This is a genomic window from Aminobacter niigataensis (assembly GCF_014200015.1).
In the GTDB taxonomy this organism is placed as follows: domain Bacteria; phylum Pseudomonadota; class Alphaproteobacteria; order Rhizobiales; family Rhizobiaceae; genus Aminobacter; species Aminobacter niigataensis.
This window is the reverse complement of sequence record NZ_JACHOT010000004.1, coordinates 243,364-260,496: the sequence shown is the minus strand read 5'-3', so window position 1 is coordinate 260,496 and position 17,133 is coordinate 243,364. Positions and strand designations below refer to the sequence as shown.

The 17,133-nt window shown below is 64.9% G+C and carries 15 protein-coding genes; 7 read left to right on the top strand and 8 right to left on the bottom strand.

Annotated features, from left to right (window positions below; all coding sequences use genetic code 11):
* Nucleotides 1-149: 149 nt before the first annotated feature.
* The 3 genes from rpsP to ffh are packed head-to-tail and all read right to left on the bottom strand — an operon-like array spanning nt 150 to nt 2,515.
* Nucleotides 150-542: a 30S ribosomal protein S16 gene (gene rpsP / locus GGQ99_RS16435; RefSeq protein WP_108606192.1), complete on the bottom strand. Its 393-nt coding sequence runs from the start codon at nt 540-542 to the stop codon at nt 150-152.
* Nucleotides 543-597: 55 nt separating this feature from the next.
* Entirely contained in the window at nt 598-924 is a 327-nt protein-coding gene (locus GGQ99_RS16430) for a chorismate mutase (protein WP_108606191.1), read from the bottom strand.
* A gap of 10 nt (nt 925-934) precedes the next feature.
* On the bottom strand, nt 935-2,515 hold the full coding sequence (gene ffh / locus GGQ99_RS16425) for a signal recognition particle protein (RefSeq protein WP_183263361.1): 1,581 nt from the start codon (nt 2,513-2,515) through the stop codon (nt 935-937).
* Nucleotides 2,516-2,859: 344 nt separating this feature from the next.
* On the opposite strand from ffh, the gene GGQ99_RS16420 reads away from it, so the two are divergent.
* Nucleotides 2,860-4,602 carry a putative bifunctional diguanylate cyclase/phosphodiesterase gene (locus GGQ99_RS16420; RefSeq protein WP_246389613.1) on the top strand — a complete coding sequence of 581 codons (1,743 nt, stop codon included), beginning with the start codon at nt 2,860-2,862 and terminating at the stop codon, nt 4,600-4,602.
* A gap of 180 nt (nt 4,603-4,782) precedes the next feature.
* Nucleotides 4,783-5,508 carry a DUF2270 domain-containing protein gene (locus GGQ99_RS16415; RefSeq protein ID WP_183263490.1) on the top strand — a complete coding sequence of 242 codons (726 nt, stop codon included), beginning with the start codon at nt 4,783-4,785 and terminating at the stop codon, nt 5,506-5,508.
* A gap of 39 nt (nt 5,509-5,547) precedes the next feature.
* Here the strand turns inward: GGQ99_RS16415 and GGQ99_RS16410 are convergent, their stop codons facing one another.
* The gene (locus GGQ99_RS16410) at nt 5,548-6,153 is read right to left on the bottom strand and encodes a DUF1236 domain-containing protein (protein ID WP_183263360.1); all 606 of its coding nucleotides are present in this window, start codon (nt 6,151-6,153) and stop codon (nt 5,548-5,550) included.
* A gap of 116 nt (nt 6,154-6,269) precedes the next feature.
* Nucleotides 6,270-7,505, bottom strand: a complete 1,236-nt coding sequence (locus GGQ99_RS16405) for a flavin monoamine oxidase family protein (protein WP_183263359.1) — start codon at nt 7,503-7,505, stop codon at nt 6,270-6,272.
* Between the two features lie 166 nt (nt 7,506-7,671).
* On the opposite strand from GGQ99_RS16405, the gene GGQ99_RS16400 reads away from it, so the two are divergent.
* A complete protein-coding gene (locus GGQ99_RS16400; RefSeq protein WP_108606186.1) occupies nt 7,672-8,490 on the top strand; it encodes a lytic murein transglycosylase in 819 nt (272 codons plus the stop codon).
* A gap of 127 nt (nt 8,491-8,617) precedes the next feature.
* Entirely contained in the window at nt 8,618-9,136 is a 519-nt protein-coding gene (locus GGQ99_RS16395; protein ID WP_183263358.1) for a hypothetical protein, read from the top strand.
* Between the two features lie 55 nt (nt 9,137-9,191).
* On the opposite strand, the gene GGQ99_RS16390 is transcribed toward GGQ99_RS16395, so the two are convergent.
* Together GGQ99_RS16390 and GGQ99_RS16385 are read right to left on the bottom strand one after the other, a co-directional pair.
* Nucleotides 9,192-10,409 (bottom strand): argininosuccinate synthase, encoded by a 1,218-nt coding sequence (locus GGQ99_RS16390; protein WP_183263357.1) that lies wholly within the window; start codon nt 10,407-10,409, stop codon nt 9,192-9,194.
* A gap of 172 nt (nt 10,410-10,581) precedes the next feature.
* Nucleotides 10,582-12,885: a Tex family protein gene (locus GGQ99_RS16385; protein WP_183263356.1), complete on the bottom strand. Its 2,304-nt coding sequence runs from the start codon at nt 12,883-12,885 to the stop codon at nt 10,582-10,584.
* Nucleotides 12,886-13,077: 192 nt separating this feature from the next.
* Here GGQ99_RS16385 and GGQ99_RS16380 point away from each other — a divergent pair, with 192 nt between their 5' ends.
* Complete coding sequence (locus tag GGQ99_RS16380) at nt 13,078-13,434, top strand: DUF423 domain-containing protein (protein WP_183263355.1); 357 nt, start codon at nt 13,078-13,080, stop codon at nt 13,432-13,434.
* 4 nt (nt 13,435-13,438) lie between these two features.
* On the opposite strand, the gene GGQ99_RS16375 is transcribed toward GGQ99_RS16380, so the two are convergent.
* A complete protein-coding gene (locus GGQ99_RS16375) occupies nt 13,439-14,851 on the bottom strand; it encodes a helix-turn-helix domain-containing protein (RefSeq protein ID WP_108606182.1) in 1,413 nt (470 codons plus the stop codon).
* Between the two features lie 165 nt (nt 14,852-15,016).
* Here GGQ99_RS16375 and GGQ99_RS16370 point away from each other — a divergent pair, with 165 nt between their 5' ends.
* Complete coding sequence (locus GGQ99_RS16370) at nt 15,017-15,598, top strand: biotin transporter BioY (RefSeq protein ID WP_108606181.1); 582 nt, start codon at nt 15,017-15,019, stop codon at nt 15,596-15,598.
* Nucleotides 15,598-17,130 (top strand): acyl-CoA carboxylase subunit beta, encoded by a 1,533-nt coding sequence (locus tag GGQ99_RS16365; RefSeq protein ID WP_183263354.1) that lies wholly within the window; start codon nt 15,598-15,600, stop codon nt 17,128-17,130. Before GGQ99_RS16370 ends, GGQ99_RS16365 begins: the two co-directional genes overlap by 1 nt.
* The last annotated feature ends 3 nt before the right edge of the window (nt 17,131-17,133 follow it).

Sequence of the window (17,133 nt, the reverse complement as noted above, 5' to 3'; positions counted from 1 at the left end):
CGCGCCGTGGCAAGGTGGCGCGGCCACGAGAAGCGGTCAAGCGACCGGCTGGCGACTCGACTGCTGCCAGTTGGATGAACCAAGGCAGATGCAAACGAAAACGGCGGACCTTGCGGCCCGCCGTTCTCCAGTCGCCGGTTGGGCGAAAATTACTCGGCAGAAGCCTCGGCCGGGGCAGCGGCGGCAGCGGCGATCGCGGCGGCTGCATCGTCCTGGGCCTTCTTCAGGGCAGCCAGACGCTCCTGGGCCTTCTTGCCCGGCTCACCCTTGGTCGGGTTCGAGCGGGTTTCGCGCTTCACAAGGCCAGCCTCGTCGAGGAAGCGGGCAACGCGGTCGGTCGGCAGCGCGCCGTTCGCCATCCAATGCTTGACGCGGTCGCCGTCGATCTTCACGCGATCGCCGTCCTTGGGCAGCAGCGGGTTCCAGGCGCCGATCGCCTCGATGAAGCGGCCGTCGCGCGGGCTGCGGGCGTCGGCGATGACGATGTGGTAGTAGGGGCGCTTCTTCGAGCCGGCGCGGGCCAGGCGGATCTTAAGGGACATTGTCTTACTCCTGAATAGTTCTGTCTTGGGTTTGGTATGTTCTGCTTGTTCCGCCTCAGGCGGAGGTAGTCCTGTCTGAGCCACCGTTATGTTCGGCGGCCAGCATTTCATGATGCCGGATCACCTCGCGGATGATGAAGTTGAGGAACTTCTCCGCGAAATCCGGATCGAGATGGGCATCGTCGGCCAGACGGCGCAGGCGCTCGATCTGGGTCTGCTCGCGCGCCGGATCGGCCGGCGGCAGGCCATGGGTCGCCTTGAGCACGCCCACCGCCTTGGTGCAGCGGAAGCGCTCGGCGAGCATATGGATCAGGGCGGCATCGATGTTGTCGATCGAGGCACGCAGCTCCTGGAGCTGCGCCTGAGGATTGATATCGGTCATCGCGCGCTCCTCACTTCTTCTTGCCGAGGCCAGGCAGGCCGCCACCGAGGCCCGGAAGCTTCATGCCGCCAGGCAGGCCCGGCAAACCGCCACCGGGAAGTCCACCGCCGGGCAGGCCCTTGAGGCCCTGGCCGAGGCCGGCGGCTTCCGCCTGCTTCTGCAGCGCTTCGAGCTGCTTGGGATCCATCTTCGACAGGTCGGGCATGCCGCCCATGCCCGGCATCATGCCGCCGAGGCCCATCTTTGAAGCAAGGCCGCCCATCATGCCGCGCATGAGACCGCCGCCTTTGCCCTTGCCGCCCATGGCCTTCATCATGTCGGCCATCTGGCGATGCATCTTGAGCAGCTTGTTGATTTCGGCCGCATCGGTTCCGGAGCCGGCGGCGATGCGCTTCTTGCGCGAATGCTTCAAAACGTCGGGGTTGGCGCGCTCGGCCTTGGTCATCGACGAGATGATGGCGATCTGGCGGCCGAACATCTTGTCGTCCAGGCCGGCCGAAGCCATCTGGTCCTTCATCTTGCCCATGCCTGGCATCATGCCCATGATGCCGCCCATGCCGCCCATCTTCTGCATCTGGCCAAGCTGGTCGGCGAGGTCGTTCAGGTCGAACTTGCCCGACTGCATCTTCTTGGCCATCGCCGCGGCCTTTTCCGCGTCGATGTTTTCGGCTGCCTTCTCGACCAGCGAAACGATGTCGCCCATGCCGAGGATGCGGTCGGCGATGCGCTTGGGATAGAACTCCTCCAGCGCTTCCATCTTCTCGCCGACGCCGATCAGCTTGATCGGCTTGCCGGTGACGGCACGCATCGAAAGCGCGGCACCGCCACGGCCGTCGCCGTCCATGCGGGTCAGCACCAGGCCAGTGATGCCGACGCGGTCGTCGAAATTCTTGGCGAGGTTGACGGCGTCCTGGCCGGTCAGCGAGTCGGCGACGAGCAGGATCTCGTGCGGGTCCGACACCTTGCGGATGTCGGCCATCTCGGCCATCAGCGGCTCGTCGATATGGGTACGGCCGGCGGTATCGAGGATGACGACGTCATGGCCGCCGAGCTTGGCCGCCTGGACGGCGCGCTTGGCGATGTCGACCGGTGACTGGCCGGTAATGACGGGAAGGGTGGCAACCTTTGTCTGCTCGCCGAGCTGGCGCAGCTGCTCCTGCGCTGCCGGACGGCGCGTGTCGAGCGAGGCCATCAGGACCTTCTTGCCCTGGCGCTCGGTCAGCCGCTTGGCGATCTTGGCCGAGGTCGTCGTCTTGCCCGAGCCCTGCAGGCCGACCATCATGATGACAACCGGCGCCGGCGCATTGAGGTCGATGGCGACGCCTTCGGAGCCGAGCATCTCGATCAGCTCGTCATGGACGATCTTGACGACCATCTGTCCGGGCTTGATCGATTTCAGGACCGCCGCGCCGACCGCCTTCTCGCGGACGCGATCGGTGAAGGAGCGGACCACTTCGAGTGCGACGTCCGCTTCGAGCAAGGCACGACGAACCTCGCGCAGGGCAGCCGAGACATCGGCTTCCGACAGCGCGCCACGGCCGGTCAGGCCGTTGAGGATCGATCCAAGTCGCTCTTGCAGCGATTCAAACATTCAACTTCCCTTCTCTCAGCCAACCGGTGGCGAACCGAGAGGTAATGCCTCTGCGACTGCGAACCAAACCAAAAAGCACCCGGGGGCGCACTGCGCTGCCGGGTGTTGGCCTCCGGGATCGTTTTGTGCCGCTAAGGGCGTCCCGGTCGGCCGCTCGGAGTGGAACTCGTCGCGGAATTTGTGGGCTGTAGACAGGAAAAAGGCCAGAGAGTCAAGAGAAGGCACATTTCCCGCGAGCTTTCGAACCATTCGCGGCGCGACGGTCAATCCCTGTTAAGACTTGCCCTCTAGTGTGCCGCCTGCCGGGGGGCTCTATATGCATTTTATAAGGGTGTTTTGCCACCATGTGTGACCATGCGGCCGGCTCGCATGTCGTATCCCCGGGAGGCGATCGCATTTCCGACTCGTCGCTGGGCGGATTTGTCGAAAACATCGAATTCGCGCTGGTCGTCATCGACGCCTCGGGAAACATCACCTTCGTCAACAAATCCGCCGAGCGCATGTTCGGGTACGCCAGGTCCGACATGGTCGGCCACACGCTCGACCTGATCATTCCACCCAGGTTGCGCGGTGCCCACAACGCTGGCATCGCGCGCGTCGGCTCCGGCACTCCGTCGAAGCTGACCGGCAAGACGGTCGAGGTGGCAGCGCTTCGGCGCGACGGCAGCGAGTTCCCCATCGAGCTGTCGCTTTCGGTCTGGCACGGGCCGGACGGCGTATCGATGGGCGGCATGATCCGCGACATCTCCGACCGGCGGCAGCGCGACATGCGCCTGCATCGCCTTGCCCATCAGGACACGCTGACCGGCCTGCCGAACCGTTTCCAGTTCGACACGCGCCTCGAGGAAGCGCTCGCCGCCGGCGAGCAGACGGCCGTGCTGCTGATCGACCTCGACGGCTTCAAGAAGGTCAACGACACGTTGGGCCACTCCACCGGCGACACACTGCTGCAGGCGCTCGCCGTACGGCTGCCCGCAGCACTCGAGGCCAATGCCATGGTGGCCCGTCTCGGCAGCGACGAGTTCGCCGTCTTGCTGCGCGGGACCGGCAGCCCCTCAGCCGGCGAGGCAGCCGCAAGCAGCCTGCTCCAGTCGTTCGAAAAGCCTTTCGAGATCGGCGACCACCTGATCAAGCTCGGCGTCAGCATCGGCGGCGCCGTGGCTCCAAGCGACGGCGGCGACGCCGAGGAGTTGCTGGCCAGCGCCGACCTTGCGCTCTACCGGGCGCGGCAGCAGGGCAATTCCTACCGCATGTTCGAACCGGACATGCGCAACGCGGTCGCTGCCCGGCGCGCCTTGCAGGACGAGCTGTTGCGGGCAATCGGCGCCGGCGAATTCGTGTTGCACTACCAGCCGCAGGTTTGCCTGGAGAGCGGCAAGGTGCTGGGCGCCGAAGCGCTGTTGCGCTGGAACCATCCTTCGCGCGGGCTGCTTTCGCCTGCCGACTTCCTTGCCGTGCTTGAATCGCATTCCGGCGCGCTGACCGTCGGCGGCTGGATCCTCGACGAGGCATGTCGCCAATCGGCGGAATGGCGCGCCCGCGGGCTGGCCCCCATCTCCATGGCGGTCAACCTGTTTGCGGTGCAGGTCAATGCGGGAAATCTGGCGGAAACCGTGCTGACCACGCTGGCCCGCCACGGGCTGCCGGCCGACGCCCTGGAACTGGAAGTGACCGAGACCATCGCCCTCGACCATGAAGAGCGCACGCTGGCACCGTTCCGCAAGCTGGGCGAGGCAGGCGTCGGCCTTGCCTTCGACGATTTCGGCACCGGCCATGCGGCGCTCAGCACCATCAAGCGCTTTCCGCTGACGCTGCTCAAGATCGATCGCAGCTTCATCCGCGACATGCTGAGCCAACCGCAGGATGCCGCGATCGTCCGCGCGGTGCTCGGCATGGCCAGGGACATGGGGCTGGCCGTCGTCGCCGAGGGCATCGAGACGCGCGCGCAGGAAGCCGCCCTCTACGCCATGGGCTGCCGTGTCGGACAAGGCTATCTCTACTCCAAGGCGCTGCCGCCGGCGGATTTCGAACACTTGATGAAGCGTCCGGCCAAGGCAGCCAGGAAAGCAGCCGCGGCGAAAATCTGAACCTTTGTCGTCGATTTCCGCGCGATCCCCTCGCAACAGGTATAGGATTTGCGCCGGCGCAGGATATTCGGGCCCCCAGCGTGGCCTGCCGCCGAGACAGCCGCAAACCCGTCGGCCCGGCCCGCGCCGCAACAGCATCGCCAGGAGGCTTGTGCCCTTCCTGATGCAGGCACTCCGGGGATGTCCAGGGAGGCTGCCATGCCCGAAAGCGCCAGTTCATCTTTGCCACAGCAGGTCGCGCTGCTGCCTTCAACCTCGACCGAAATCGTCAACACCATGGCACATTACCATCGCGCCGAAATGGCCAGGATGGCCGGGTGGCGCGACCGGATAGACCAGACGAGCAACTGGGCGATCACGGTGGTGGCCGCGATGATGTCGGTGTCCCTGTCGACACCCAACGCTCATCACGGCGTGCTCCTGTTTGCCATGCTGCTCATTTTCCTGCTGCTTTGGATCGAAGCACGGCGCTACCGCTTCTTTGACGTCTACCGGTCGCGCGTCCGCACCTTCGAACGGTATTACTTCGCACCGATTTTTTCGCCTGGGGCCGGGGAAACCGCAAATTGGCGCCAGATGCTTGGCGACAGCCTCCGGGAGCCGCAGTTTCGCATCTCCTACGCCGATGCCTTCTCGCGGCGGCTGAGACGCAATTACATCTGGATGTTCCTGATCCTGCTGCTCGCATGGGTGCTCAAGATTTCGACGCCCAAGCTGCAGGTCTCCGGCGGCAGCAGGGACCTTGTCTCATCGCTGTGGGAGGTAGCGGCCAATGCCAGCCTTGGTCTTGCACCGGGCTGGTTGATCCTGACAGGCGTCGCGGGGTTCTACTTCTGGCTGCTCTACGTTTCGTTCCGGCCGCTTGACGATGCGGCTGAAAGCGCCCTGGCACAGGTCCATGTGTGAAACGAAGCCGCCGGACAGGTGCCCGGCGGCCGCTTCAACTCAACGCATCACATAGACGACGCGGCGGGTAGAAGGCTCGACCAGTACCGGCTGGCCGTTGACGTAGACATAGCGGTACTCGGAGTCGGGGATTTCAGTCAGTTCGACTGTATCGGGCAATCCGGCGCCGACGACCACTTCGCCGTCCAGATAGACCGGCTCGATCCGGTTGTCTGTCACATAGGTGCGGACCTCGACGGGGGGGTCGATGGCCGGCATGGCTTCGCCGGCGATGATCGCGCCCGTCGTCCCATCTATGACGACATCGGCGCCGCCGGCTGGCGGATCGACGACCACGATGCCTGAATCGGCCGGGCGTGCCGATAGCACGACCTGCTGGCCGCCGAAATCACCGACCAGATAGTCGGAATAGACCCAGCCCTCGCCGCCTGAATCGGCGACGCTGCACCATTTGCTGCTTTCGAGGCAGCCGCGCAGCGTTGTGGCCTGGCCGGCACCGATGACGCCGACAACCGGGTATTGCGGGCCAGGGCCGGCACGGACATTGAGATCGGTGGCCGCCTGGACCGCGACATCTGCAAATGACGGGCCGGAGAAGGCGAGAAGCGCGCCCGCCACAGCGGGAAACAACAGCTTGGTTTTCATTTTTTCGCTCCGTTTTCTTGGTCCCTCAGGAGGCGAAAACGGCCCAAGCACCTGTCAGTTCCGGTCCAGAAGACCGGTTCCGCTCACGAATTGTAGCATGTTCATATGTGCCGGCTTTACGCCGCGAGTTGCGCAACGACCTGCCTGGCCACCGCTTCGCCTGACAGCCGGGCGCCGCCGCAGGTCTGGATCAGCGGTCCTGCAAGGTGCTCGCCGGCAAAGAAGATGCGCTCGCCAACCGGCTGCATCAATGCCGCGCGCGCCCCGGATCGTCCGGGCCGGGCCGCGGCATAGGCGCCCCTGACATAACGTTCGGCACCCCAGTTGGTCATCATCGCGCGACCTACATGCCGGCGGGTGTCGTTGCCGAAGATCTCGCACAGCCGGTCCGTGGCGAAGTCGATGCCGGCAGCTTCGCCGGCAGCCGACAGCTCCCAGGCAAAGTCGCCGCCGACAAAACCGACCATCAGGTCGAGGTCGAACGGAAAGCCGAGGAAATAGATGTCATGCCGCGCCGTGCGCTCGACCAGAAGGTCGTCGAAGGCATTGAGTCCGAGGCGGCTGCCCCTGATTTCAACCGGCAGCTTGGTCAGCATGCCCATCGGCAGGTCGAAAAACGCGGCCATGTGGCTGTCGGGAAGGGCCGGCGAAAAGACGATCTCCTCGAAGGCCAGTACCCCGGGCGATGCCGTGACGATGGCCGCGCTGGCGCGCAGCGTGCCACGATCGGTGAGACAGGCGACACCGGCACCGTCCCAGTCGATCCGGGTTACCGGCGTGGCAAGTTCGACCGGTACGTCGGCGCCGAAACGCGCAACGAGTGCGCCATAGCCTTCCCTGGTGAAGTAGTTGGGGTCGAGGTCGGCGGCATTCCTGAAGTCGGCGATGGAGATCTCGTCCTCGTCGGCACCGAAGTCCATCGGGCCGCAGAAGGTGGCGGCGGCGCGCGACGACCGTCCCTTGGCCAAAAGAGCGCCAAGGCGATCATCCATGTCGCTGTGGTTTTCCAGCAGCGCTGCCATCGCAGCGTCCGCTGCCTTGACCGCCGCTTCCTCGGCCTCGCTCGCCTTGCGGTTGCGATAGTAGAGATGGTCGATGTTCATGTCGTGGTGATGCATCGTCCAGCCGGCGGCCTGAGCCTCCGAGAAATAGGGGTTGCGGTCGGCGGCGTGCAGCCAGGCGCAACCGATGTCGAAGGGCACACCGAAATGCCGGTTGCTGGTCCAGGCGCGGCCGCCGATGCGGTCCATTGCCTCCAGCACGTTGAAGCTCAAACCGGCTGAACGCAGCACTTTTGCCGCCGAAAGGCCGGCAGAACCGGCGCCGATGATCACAACATCGACATCTTTCATGGTTTTTCCCCGCTCTCGCCACATTCACCGCTTGATCGTATGCGAGTTTTTTGCCACCAGCCATTGCAAGACGGTGGGGACGTAAACGCCTTCTTAACGATGACAAGAGAGCGTTCGGCTGGCAACATCCCTCCCAGGGGAATGATTCAGGCATCAGGAGAACGGCATGGCAGTACTTGCCAAGGTGAAGACTTTTGCTGCAGCCTCCGCCGTTCTGGCGGTGACAGCTGGCGGCGCATACGCCGCCCAGTGCGGCAACAACGCGGGCGGCTTCGAGGCGTGGAAGGCCGATTTCGCTCAGGAGGCGGCGGCCAACGGCATCAGCGGCAACGCGCTCAACGCGCTTGCCAAGACGACCTACGCAACCAAGACCATCTATGCCGACCGCAACCAGAAGAGCTTCAAGCTCTCGCTCGACCAGTTCATGGCCAAGCGTGGCGGCAAGACAATTGCCTCCAAGGGCAAGACCATCAAGAAGCAGAACGCGGCGCTGTTCCAGAGCATCGAGGCGCGTTACGGCGTGCCGGCCGGCCCGCTGATCGCGATCTGGGGCATGGAAACCGGCTTTGGCGGCTTCCTCGGCAACCAGCACACGCTGTCGGCCGTGGCGACGCTGGCCTACGACTGCCGTCGTTCGGAATATTTCACCGATCAGCTCTATGCCGCGCTCAAGCTCGTCCAGAACGGCACGCTGAGCCCCAGCGCCGTTGGTGCCGCGCATGGCGAGATCGGCCAGACCCAGTTCCTGCCGGTCAACGTGCTGAAATTCGGCGCCGACGGCGACGGCAACGGCAAGATCGACATGGTCCGCTCGAAGGCCGACGCGCTGGCCTCGACGGCCAACTTCCTGCGCGGCCACGGCTGGAGCGCCGGCGGCGGCTATCAGCCCGGCCAGGCCAATTTCGGCGCCTTGCAGGGCTGGAACGCGGCCAGCGTCTACCAGCAGGCGATCGCCATCATCGGCGCCGAGATCGACGGCAACTGACCAAGGCGGCCGTTTGGCAGGTGTCAGGATGGTTCGCCATCCTGCTGGCCAAGGGGCGACCATCGGCGCATATTGAATGAACCCGGCGGAGACGTCGGGTTTTTTCGATGCGGCCGAGGAACGAACGATGAACGCTCTCAACGCATTGCCGGGCGACCTTTCCGCCTACGGCAATATTCAGGGCTACAGCCACTACCCCAAGTCAGTCACACCTGGACTCGCCGTGCCGGCAGGCGGCGGGCTGCTCAAATGGTATGACATTGCCGAAGATGCGACGCCCGTGACGCGCGAAACCTGCGCTTTGGCGCAGCGCTTCCTGGCAGCCGAAACGGCGACCGGGCGCCTCAACCTCAAGGGCGAGCTCGGCTTCGTCGTCCTGCACCGCTGCGGCGCCGATTTTCACTTCCTTCTGGTGAGTTCGTGGCGCAATGCCAACGAGATGTGGGAGACGGTCTATGCCAAGACCGCGGACGCTCCCGATTTCTCGCTGTTTACCCTGCCAGGGCCGCACCGCGCGACCTTCTGCGTCTGGGAGCTTGCGGCGGTCGACCACGAACGCCAGGCCTTCGTCCGCTATCTGTTTTCAACACGCGACGACGCGGCCAAGCGGATCTACCTCGCCGACATGTATCAGGGCGAGGCCTGAAACGAAGGGAGGCGCCGAAGCACCTCCAAACTAAACTGCCAGATTTTGGCTGATCTCACCGGTTGCGCGCGGCCAGCGTGCGCAGGCGCAGGGCGTTGAGCTTGATGAAGCCGGCGGCATCCTTCTGGTCGTAGGCGCCCTGGTCGTCCTCGAAGGTCACCAACTTGTCGGAATAGAGCGACTTTTCGCTCTCGCGTCCGATGACCATGACGTTGCCCTTGTAGAGCTTGAGCGTGACTTCGCCTTCGACATGCTCCTGGCTCCTGTCGATCGCCGCCTGCAACATCTCGCGCTCGGGCGAGAACCAGAAGCCGTAATAAATCAGCTCGGCATAGCGCGGCATCAGCTCGTCCTTGAGGTGCGCCGCACCACGGTCGAGCGTGATCGATTCGATGGCGCGGTGCGCCGACAGCAGGATCGTGCCGCCGGGGGTCTCGTAGACGCCGCGGCTCTTCATGCCGACGAAGCGGTTCTCGACCAGATCGAGACGGCCGATGCCGTTGTCGCGGCCATAGTCGTTGAGCTTGGCGAGCAGGGTCGCCGGCGACAGGCGCTCGCCGTTGATCGACACGGCATCGCCCTTTTCGAAGCCGATCTTGATGACCGTCGCCTTGTCCGGTGCTGCCTCAGGCGAAATCGTGCGCATGTGCACGTATTCGGGCGCCTCGACGGCCGGATCTTCCAGCACCTTGCCCTCGGAGGACGAGTGCAGGAGGTTGGCGTCGACCGAGAAGGGGGCCTCACCCTTCTTGTCCTTGGCGACCGGGATCTGGTGCTTTTCGGCGAAGTCGAGCAGGTCGGTGCGCGACTTGAACGACCAGTCGCGCCATGGTGCGATGATCTTGATGTCGGGGTTCAGCGCGTAGGCCGACAGCTCGAAGCGGACCTGGTCGTTGCCCTTGCCGGTGGCGCCATGGGCGATGGCGTCGGCGCCGGTCTTGCGGGCGATGTCGACGAGATGCTTGGAGATCAGCGGACGCGCGATCGAGGTGCCGAGCAGGTAGACGCCTTCATAGACGGCATTGGCGCGGAACATCGGGAAGACGAAGTCGCGGACGAACTCCTCGCGCACGTCCTCGATGAAGATCTCCTTGATCCCCATCATCTCGGCCTTCTTGCGCGCCGGCTCGAGTTCCTCGCCCTGGCCGAGATCGGCGGTGAAGGTGACAACCTCCGCATTGAGCTCGGTCTGCAGCCACTTCAGGATGATCGATGTGTCGAGGCCACCGGAATAGGCGAGCACGACCTTCTTGACGTCTTTCCACTTGGACATGGGATCACGGCACCTTTCGCATGCGGCCCAGGGCCGCGTTTTCCCGGGCTTTCTAAGCACGAACGGCGAGCCGGGCAAGGGCGATCATGCCGCTGCGACAGCCTCTCTCTACCTCCACCCCGATCCGCTGCGTGGATCGACCCTCCCCACAAGGGGAGGGTATGAAGCCGCCTTACTTACGCTTCATCGCCTCGAGCAGCGCCGCGCCGAACGCGCCTTGCTGGTCCTGCTTGCCCTGCTGTGGCTTGGACGAGGCGAACTTCATGTCGCGGCCCTTGGCCGGCGCTGCCGTGCGCGGGGCTGCCTCGCCGCCGTCCTTGCGCATGGTCAGCCCGATGCGCTTGCGCGGGATGTCGACCTCGACGACGCGGACCTTCACCACGTCGCCCGCCTTCACCACCTCGTGTGGGTCCTTCACGAACTTGTCGGCGAGCTGCGACACATGGACAAGCCCGTCCTGGTGCACGCCGATGTCGACGAAGGCGCCGAAGGCGGCGACGTTGGTGACGGTTCCCTCGAGCAACATGCCCGGCTTCAGGTCCTTGATGTCGTCGACACCGTCGGCGAAGGTCGCGGTCTTGAAGCCCGGACGCGGATCGCGGCCTGGCTTTTCCAGCTCGGCGATGATGTCGCGCACCGTCGGCAGGCCGAAACGCTCATCGACGAACGCGCGCGGATCTATTGCCTTCAGCGCGGCGCTGTCGCCCATCAACTGGCGCAGGTCACGGCCGCAGGACGCCACGATCTTCTTGGCCACGCCATAGGCTTCGGGGTGGACCGACGATGAGTCGAGCGGTTCCTTGCCGTCGCGGATACGCAGGAAGCCGGCGCATTGCTCGAAGGCACGCTGGCCGAGCCGTGGCACGGCGAGCAGGTCGCGGCGCGTGGCAAAGGCGCCCGAGGCGTCGCGATGCGCCACGATCGACTCGGCGAGCGACGGCCCGAGACCGGAGACGCGGGCGAGAAGGGGGGCGGAGGCCGTGTTGAGGTCGACGCCGACGGCGTTCACCGCGTCCTCGACCACCGCTTCGAGCGAACGGCCGAGCCGGTACTGGTCGACGTCGTGCTGGTACTGGCCGACGCCGATCGACTTGGGTTCGATCTTGACCAGCTCGGCGAGCGGGTCCTGCAGGCGGCGTGCGATGGACACCGCGCCGCGCAGCGACACGTCGAGATTGGGGAATTCGGCGGCAGCCGTGGCGGATGCCGAATAGACCGACGCGCCGGCCTCGCTGACGATGACCTTGGTCGGCTTGGGCGCCGGCAGCTCAGCCAGCATGTCGGCGACGAGGCGCTCGGTTTCCCGGCTGCCGGTACCGTTGCCGATGGCGATCAGTTCGACCTTGTGGCGGATGATCAGCCGGGCAAGCTCGGCCTGGGTGCCGCGCACGTCGTTCCTGGGCGGGAAGGGGTAGACGGTGGTGGTGTCGAGCACCTTGCCGGTGGCATCGATGACCGCCACCTTGACGCCGGTACGGATGCCCGGATCGAGACCCATCGTGGCGCGCGAGCCGGCGGGAGCGGCAAGCAGCAGGTCCTTGAGGTTGCGCGAGAAGACGCGGATCGCCTCTTCCTCGGCCGCCTCGCGCAGATCGCGCATCAGGTCGAGCGACAGCGACAGAGACAGCTTCACGCGCCAGGTCCAGCCGGCGACGGTCATCAGCCACTGGTCGCCGGGCAGCGTCGCGCCAATCGCATAGGCAGCGGCAATCATCCGCTCGACCGGCTTGACCGGCGAGGTGTCGTCGGCGTCGATCTCGAGGTCAAGCGACAGCACATCCTCGTTGCGGCCGCGAAGCATGGCGAGCGCGCGGTGGCTGGGCACGCCGGCCCAGCGCTCGGAATGGTCGAAGTAGTCGGAGAACTTGGCCCCGGCCTCTTGCTTGCCATCGACGACGCGGGCACGCATCACCGCGCGCTCCTTCATGTGGGTGCGCAGGCGACCGAGAAGCTCGGCGTTTTCCGAGATGCCTTCGGCGACGATGTCGCGCGCGCCTTCGAGCGCTGCCTTCACATCGGCAACCTCGCCAGCGACATAGGCAACGGCAAGCTCAACCGGTACGAGGCTGCGGTCGGCGAGGATGGCTTCGGCGAGCGGCCCGAGGCCGCGCTCCCTGGCGATTTCCGCCTTGGTCCGGCGCTTGGGCTTGTAGGGCAGATAGATGTCCTCAAGCTCGGCCTTGGTGGTAACAGTGGCGATGCGGATCGCCAGATCGTCGGTCAGCTTGCCCTGGCTTGTGATGGATTCGACGATCGCCGCGCGCCGCGCTTCGAGTTCGCGCAGATAGACAAGGCGCTCGGAGAGATCGCGCAGCTGGGTGTCGTCCAGGCCGCCAGTGACTTCCTTGCGGTAGCGGGCGACGAAAGGCACGGTCGCACCCTCATCCAGCAGTCCGACTGCCGCTATGACCTGCTCGGCCTTCGCATTGATCTCGGCTGCGATGATCGCAGCGATTTTCCTGATGTCGCCAGCCATGGATTCCTGGTGCCTGTTGAACGGGTGCGCGAACATAGTGACTGCCGGCCGGATCGCCAAACGGCCATTCATGCCCGCCTGTTCAAGGTCCACAGGAAAGCGGCCATCCTGCGGCAATCGGCGCAAAGTCGGCGGAACATTTCATGCCGGGCATCTGTATGATCGCCCTCCGTGAATCGAGGAGCGGAAAGCATGAAATTCGACCGGGTTCTGTTTGCTGCCGGCGCTGTTTTCGGCGCGGCGGGCGTGGCACTTTCGGCAGCGGCGAGCCATGGCGGCAGCACCAACGTCGCGACAGCAGCCAACTTCCTGCTTTTTCATGCGCCGGCGCTGATCGCGTTGTCGTTGGTGGCTGCCGGCAGCAGGATCCTGCACATCGGCGCGGCCATCCTGCTGCTGGCCGTGCTGGTGTTCTCAGGCGATCTGCTGGCGCGCGATTATCTCGGCCAGCGGCTGTTTCCCTTCGCCGCCCCCATGGGCGGAACCGGCATGATGTTGGGTTGGCTGACGCTCGCCGCTGGTGCTCTGTTCGCCCCAAGGAACAACTAGAAGTCTAGCCGATCCTGTAGGGAAGGGGATGCCTGACATCCCGGTCGATCACCAGCTTGCGCTTGAGCGGCGGCACAGCGCGCTGCTGGCAGTTGGTGCGCTCGCAGATGCGGCATGAGATGCCGATCGGATCGAAGGCCGTCTTGCTGCCCAACTCCAGCCCGTCGGCATAGACGAAATCCTGGGCATAGGTGACCTCGCAGCCGAGCGCGATGGCATAGCGCCGGTGCGGCGCGTTGAAGCCGCCGCCGCCCTTGGAGATCTCCGTGGCGATGCAGAGATAGCGCGCGCCGTCTGGCGTCTCGGCCAGCTGGCGGATGATCCGGCCCGGAGTCTCGAAGGCCTGGTGAACATTCCACAGCGGACACGCCGCGCCGAAGCGGGCGAACTGCAGCTTGGCGGCGCTGTGGCGCTTGGTGATGTTGCCGGCGCGGTCGATGCGGGCAAAGAAGATCGGTACGCCCTTGTGGCCCGGCCGCTGCAGCGTGCTGAGCCGATGCGCCACCTGCTCGATCGAGGCACCGAAATGCGCCGCCATCAGTTCGAGATCGTGGCGCAATTCTCCGGCCGCGCGCATGAAGGCCTGGTAGGGGAGGGTCAGCGCGCCGGCGAAATAGTTGCGCAGCCCCATCTTGCAGATTTCCAGCGCCTCGGCGGTGCGGAAATCGGCGGTGCGGGCGATCTGCGCCACCTCGGCCTCCATCTCCATCTCGGCGATCTGGAAGGCGATCTGGAAACTACGGGTGGCGAGCGGCGAGTATGGGTTGAGGAACAACACGCCCGACTTGGCATCGAAGCGCCGCAGCGCATCGTCATTGGCCTCGGCACGGGCAATCCGCACGCCGTGCCGGCTGTCCAGATGTGCTGCGAGCGCCGCATAGCTGTCGCGCTCGCCGATGCCGAGCTCGCCGGCTAGCCGCTCAGCCGCCACGTCGAGGCTATGGATGTAGTTGTCGACGAAGTGGAAGAAGTCGCGCACTTCCTCGTAAGGCGTCGGTTCGGTCAGGCCGACGCTCTTGCCCAGCGTGTCGTCGAGGCTCGCCAGCTGCTCCGAAGTGCGGCGATAGGCCTGGTGCGCCGAGATCAGCGCACGGGCAAAACCCGGCGCGTTCTGCGTCACCAGCTTCAGTTCCTGCAGGTTCGGCGCATAGTTCTCGAACAGCGGATCGCTCAGCGCCTCGGTCAGCGCCGACAACAGCCGGTCGCTGTCGCCTTGCGAAATCTCGGTGATGTCGATCTGGAACTTTTCGGCGAGCGCCAGCAGCACCGAGGCCGAAACCGGGCGCTGGTTGTTCTCGATCTGGTTGAGATAGCTGGTCGAGATGCCGATGCGCTCGGCGAAGCTCGCCTGCGTCGCCTTGTTGGCGTCGCGCAGCTCGCGCACCTTGCGGCCGATGTAGAGTTTGCGTGACGCCATGTTTGCAATTTCGCAATTTACAGTTCTCATATTTGTATATTACGCTTTCGCACACTTTCAACTGTTTTCCTGCGCGCGCCACAGGGCTATTGCGCCAACTTCGCTGCTTGCCGCTGACGCGGCGAGAGGCCATTGTTTTCAAACTCGTAGCGCGGGAGAAAGCTCATGACGCTCTACCAAGCCGTCGCCGACAGGCAGACCAGCCGGCTCACCACAATGGACGTCGTTGCCGTCGTCGCGGGTTCGCTGCTCTTGACGTTGTCCGCAAAGGTGCAGGTGCCGTTCTATCCCGTGCCAATGACCATGCAGACGCTGGTCGTCATCGGCCTGGGCCTGGCCCTCGGCCCGGTGCGTGGCGCCGCGGCCGTGGCGCTTTATCTCGCGCAAGGCGCGCTTGGCCTGCCGGTCTTCGCCGGCACGCCGGAAAAGGGCATCGGCCTCGCCTACATGATGGGCCCGACCGGCGGCTATCTCCTTGGCTACCTGCCTGCCGCCTTGCTCGCCGGCTGGCTGGCCGAGCGCGGCTGGGACCGTAACGTCTTTACCGCCATGCTTGCGGCACTGCTCGCCGGAGCCATCATCTACGTGCCGGGCCTGCTCTGGCTCGGCGGCGTCATCGGCTGGGACAAGCCGGTTCTGGCTTTCGGTCTCTATCCCTTCATCCCGGGCGACATCGCCAAGGCCGTGCTTGCGGCCATCGCTTTCCCCGCCGCCTGGAAATGGCTTTCCGCAAAGGGCATGAACTGATGCGCGCCGTACTCGAACAACTGGAAGCCCGCCGCGCCGAAGCCCGCCTCGGCGGTGGCCAGAAGCGCATCGACGCCCAGCATGGCAAGGGCAAGCTGACGGCGCGCGAGCGCATCGACGTCCTGCTTGACGAAGGCTCCTTCGAAGAGTTCGACATGTATGTCACCCACCGCACCACCGAGTTCGGCATGGCCGAGCAGAAGGTGGCGGGCGACGGCGTCGTCACCGGCTGGGGCACCATCAACGGCCGCCTAGTCTATGTCTTTTCGCAGGACTTCACCGTGCTCGGCGGCTCGCTGTCGGAGACGCACGCCCAGAAGATCTGCAAGATCATGGACATGGCGATGCGCAACGGCGCGCCTGTCATTGGCTTGAACGACTCGGGCGGCGCCCGCATTCAGGAAGGCGTTGCCTCGCTCGCCGGCTATGCCGACGTCTTCAAGCGCAATGTCGACGCCTCGGGCGTGGTGCCGCAGATCTCGGTGATCATGGGCCCATGCGCCGGTGGTGCTGTCTATTCGCCTGCCATGACCGACTTCATCTTCATGGTGCGCGACTCATCCTACATGTTCGTAACCGGTCCCGACGTGGTGAAGACCGTCACCAACGAGATCGTCACCGCCGAAGAACTCGGCGGCGCCCGCACCCACACGTCGAAGTCTTCGGTCGCCGACGGTGCCTATGAAAACGACATCGAGGCGCTCGAGCAGGTTCGCCTGCTGTTCGACTTCCTGCCGCTCAACAATCGCGAGAAGCCCCCGGTCCGGCCGTTCCACGACGACCCGGCGCGACTGGAGAAGCGTCTCGACACGCTGATCCCCGACAGCGCGGCCAAGCCCTACGACATGAAGGAGCTGATCCTCGCCATCGCCGACGAGAGCGATTTCTTCGAGATCCAGGAAGCCTTCGCCAGGAACATCATCACCGGCTTCATGCGCATCGAGGGCCAGTCTGTCGGCGTCGTCGCCAACCAGCCGATGGTGCTGGCCGGCTGCCTCGACATCGACTCGTCGCGCAAGGCAGCACGCTTCGTGCGCTTCTGCGACGCGTTCTCGATCCCGATCCTGACTTTGGTCGACGTGCCGGGCTTCCTGCCGGGCACGGCCCAGGAATATGGCGGCGTCATCAAGCACGGCGCCAAGCTGTTGTTCGCCTATTCGCAGGCGACCGTTCCGATGGTGACGCTGATCACGCGCAAGGCCTATGGCGGCGCTTATGACGTCATGGCGTCCAAGCATATCGGCGCCGACATCAACTATGCCTGGCCGACCGCCGAGATCGCGGTGATGGGTGCCAAGGGCGCGACCGAGATCCTTTACCGCTCGGAACTCGGCGACGCGGAGAAGATTGCCGCCCGCACCAGGGAATATGAAGAACGCTTCGCCAATCCCTTCGTCGCCGCCGAGCGCGGCTTCATCGACGAAGTGATCATGCCGCATTCGTCGCGCCGCCGCATCGCCCGCGCCTTCGCCGCCCTGCGCGGCAAGAAGGCCGAGGCGCCGTGGAAGAAGCACGACACGATACCGCTGTGAGCA

Excerpts from the sequence above, each read along its gene's own strand:
- rpsP (WP_108606192.1), bottom strand. The coding sequence starts at position 542 with ATGTCCCTTAAGATCCGCCTGGCCCGCGCCGGCTCGAAGAAGCGCCCC.
- GGQ99_RS16430 (WP_108606191.1), bottom strand. The coding sequence starts at position 924 with ATGACCGATATCAATCCTCAGGCGCAGCTCCAGGAGCTGCGTGCCTCG.
- ffh (WP_183263361.1), bottom strand. The coding sequence starts at position 2,515 with ATGTTTGAATCGCTGCAAGAGCGACTTGGATCGATCCTCAACGGCCTG.
- GGQ99_RS16420 (WP_246389613.1), top strand. The coding sequence starts at position 2,860 with ATGTGTGACCATGCGGCCGGCTCGCATGTCGTATCCCCGGGAGGCGAT.
- GGQ99_RS16415 (WP_183263490.1), top strand. The coding sequence starts at position 4,783 with ATGTCCAGGGAGGCTGCCATGCCCGAAAGCGCCAGTTCATCTTTGCCA.
- GGQ99_RS16410 (WP_183263360.1), bottom strand. The coding sequence starts at position 6,153 with ATGAAAACCAAGCTGTTGTTTCCCGCTGTGGCGGGCGCGCTTCTCGCC.
- GGQ99_RS16405 (WP_183263359.1), bottom strand. The coding sequence starts at position 7,505 with ATGAAAGATGTCGATGTTGTGATCATCGGCGCCGGTTCTGCCGGCCTT.
- GGQ99_RS16400 (WP_108606186.1), top strand. The coding sequence starts at position 7,672 with ATGGCAGTACTTGCCAAGGTGAAGACTTTTGCTGCAGCCTCCGCCGTT.
- GGQ99_RS16395 (WP_183263358.1), top strand. The coding sequence starts at position 8,618 with ATGAACGCTCTCAACGCATTGCCGGGCGACCTTTCCGCCTACGGCAAT.
- GGQ99_RS16390 (WP_183263357.1), bottom strand. The coding sequence starts at position 10,409 with ATGTCCAAGTGGAAAGACGTCAAGAAGGTCGTGCTCGCCTATTCCGGT.
- GGQ99_RS16385 (WP_183263356.1), bottom strand. The coding sequence starts at position 12,885 with ATGGCTGGCGACATCAGGAAAATCGCTGCGATCATCGCAGCCGAGATC.
- GGQ99_RS16380 (WP_183263355.1), top strand. The coding sequence starts at position 13,078 with ATGAAATTCGACCGGGTTCTGTTTGCTGCCGGCGCTGTTTTCGGCGCG.
- GGQ99_RS16375 (WP_108606182.1), bottom strand. The coding sequence starts at position 14,851 with ATGGCGTCACGCAAACTCTACATCGGCCGCAAGGTGCGCGAGCTGCGC.
- GGQ99_RS16370 (WP_108606181.1), top strand. The coding sequence starts at position 15,017 with ATGACGCTCTACCAAGCCGTCGCCGACAGGCAGACCAGCCGGCTCACC.
- GGQ99_RS16365 (WP_183263354.1), top strand. The coding sequence starts at position 15,598 with ATGCGCGCCGTACTCGAACAACTGGAAGCCCGCCGCGCCGAAGCCCGC.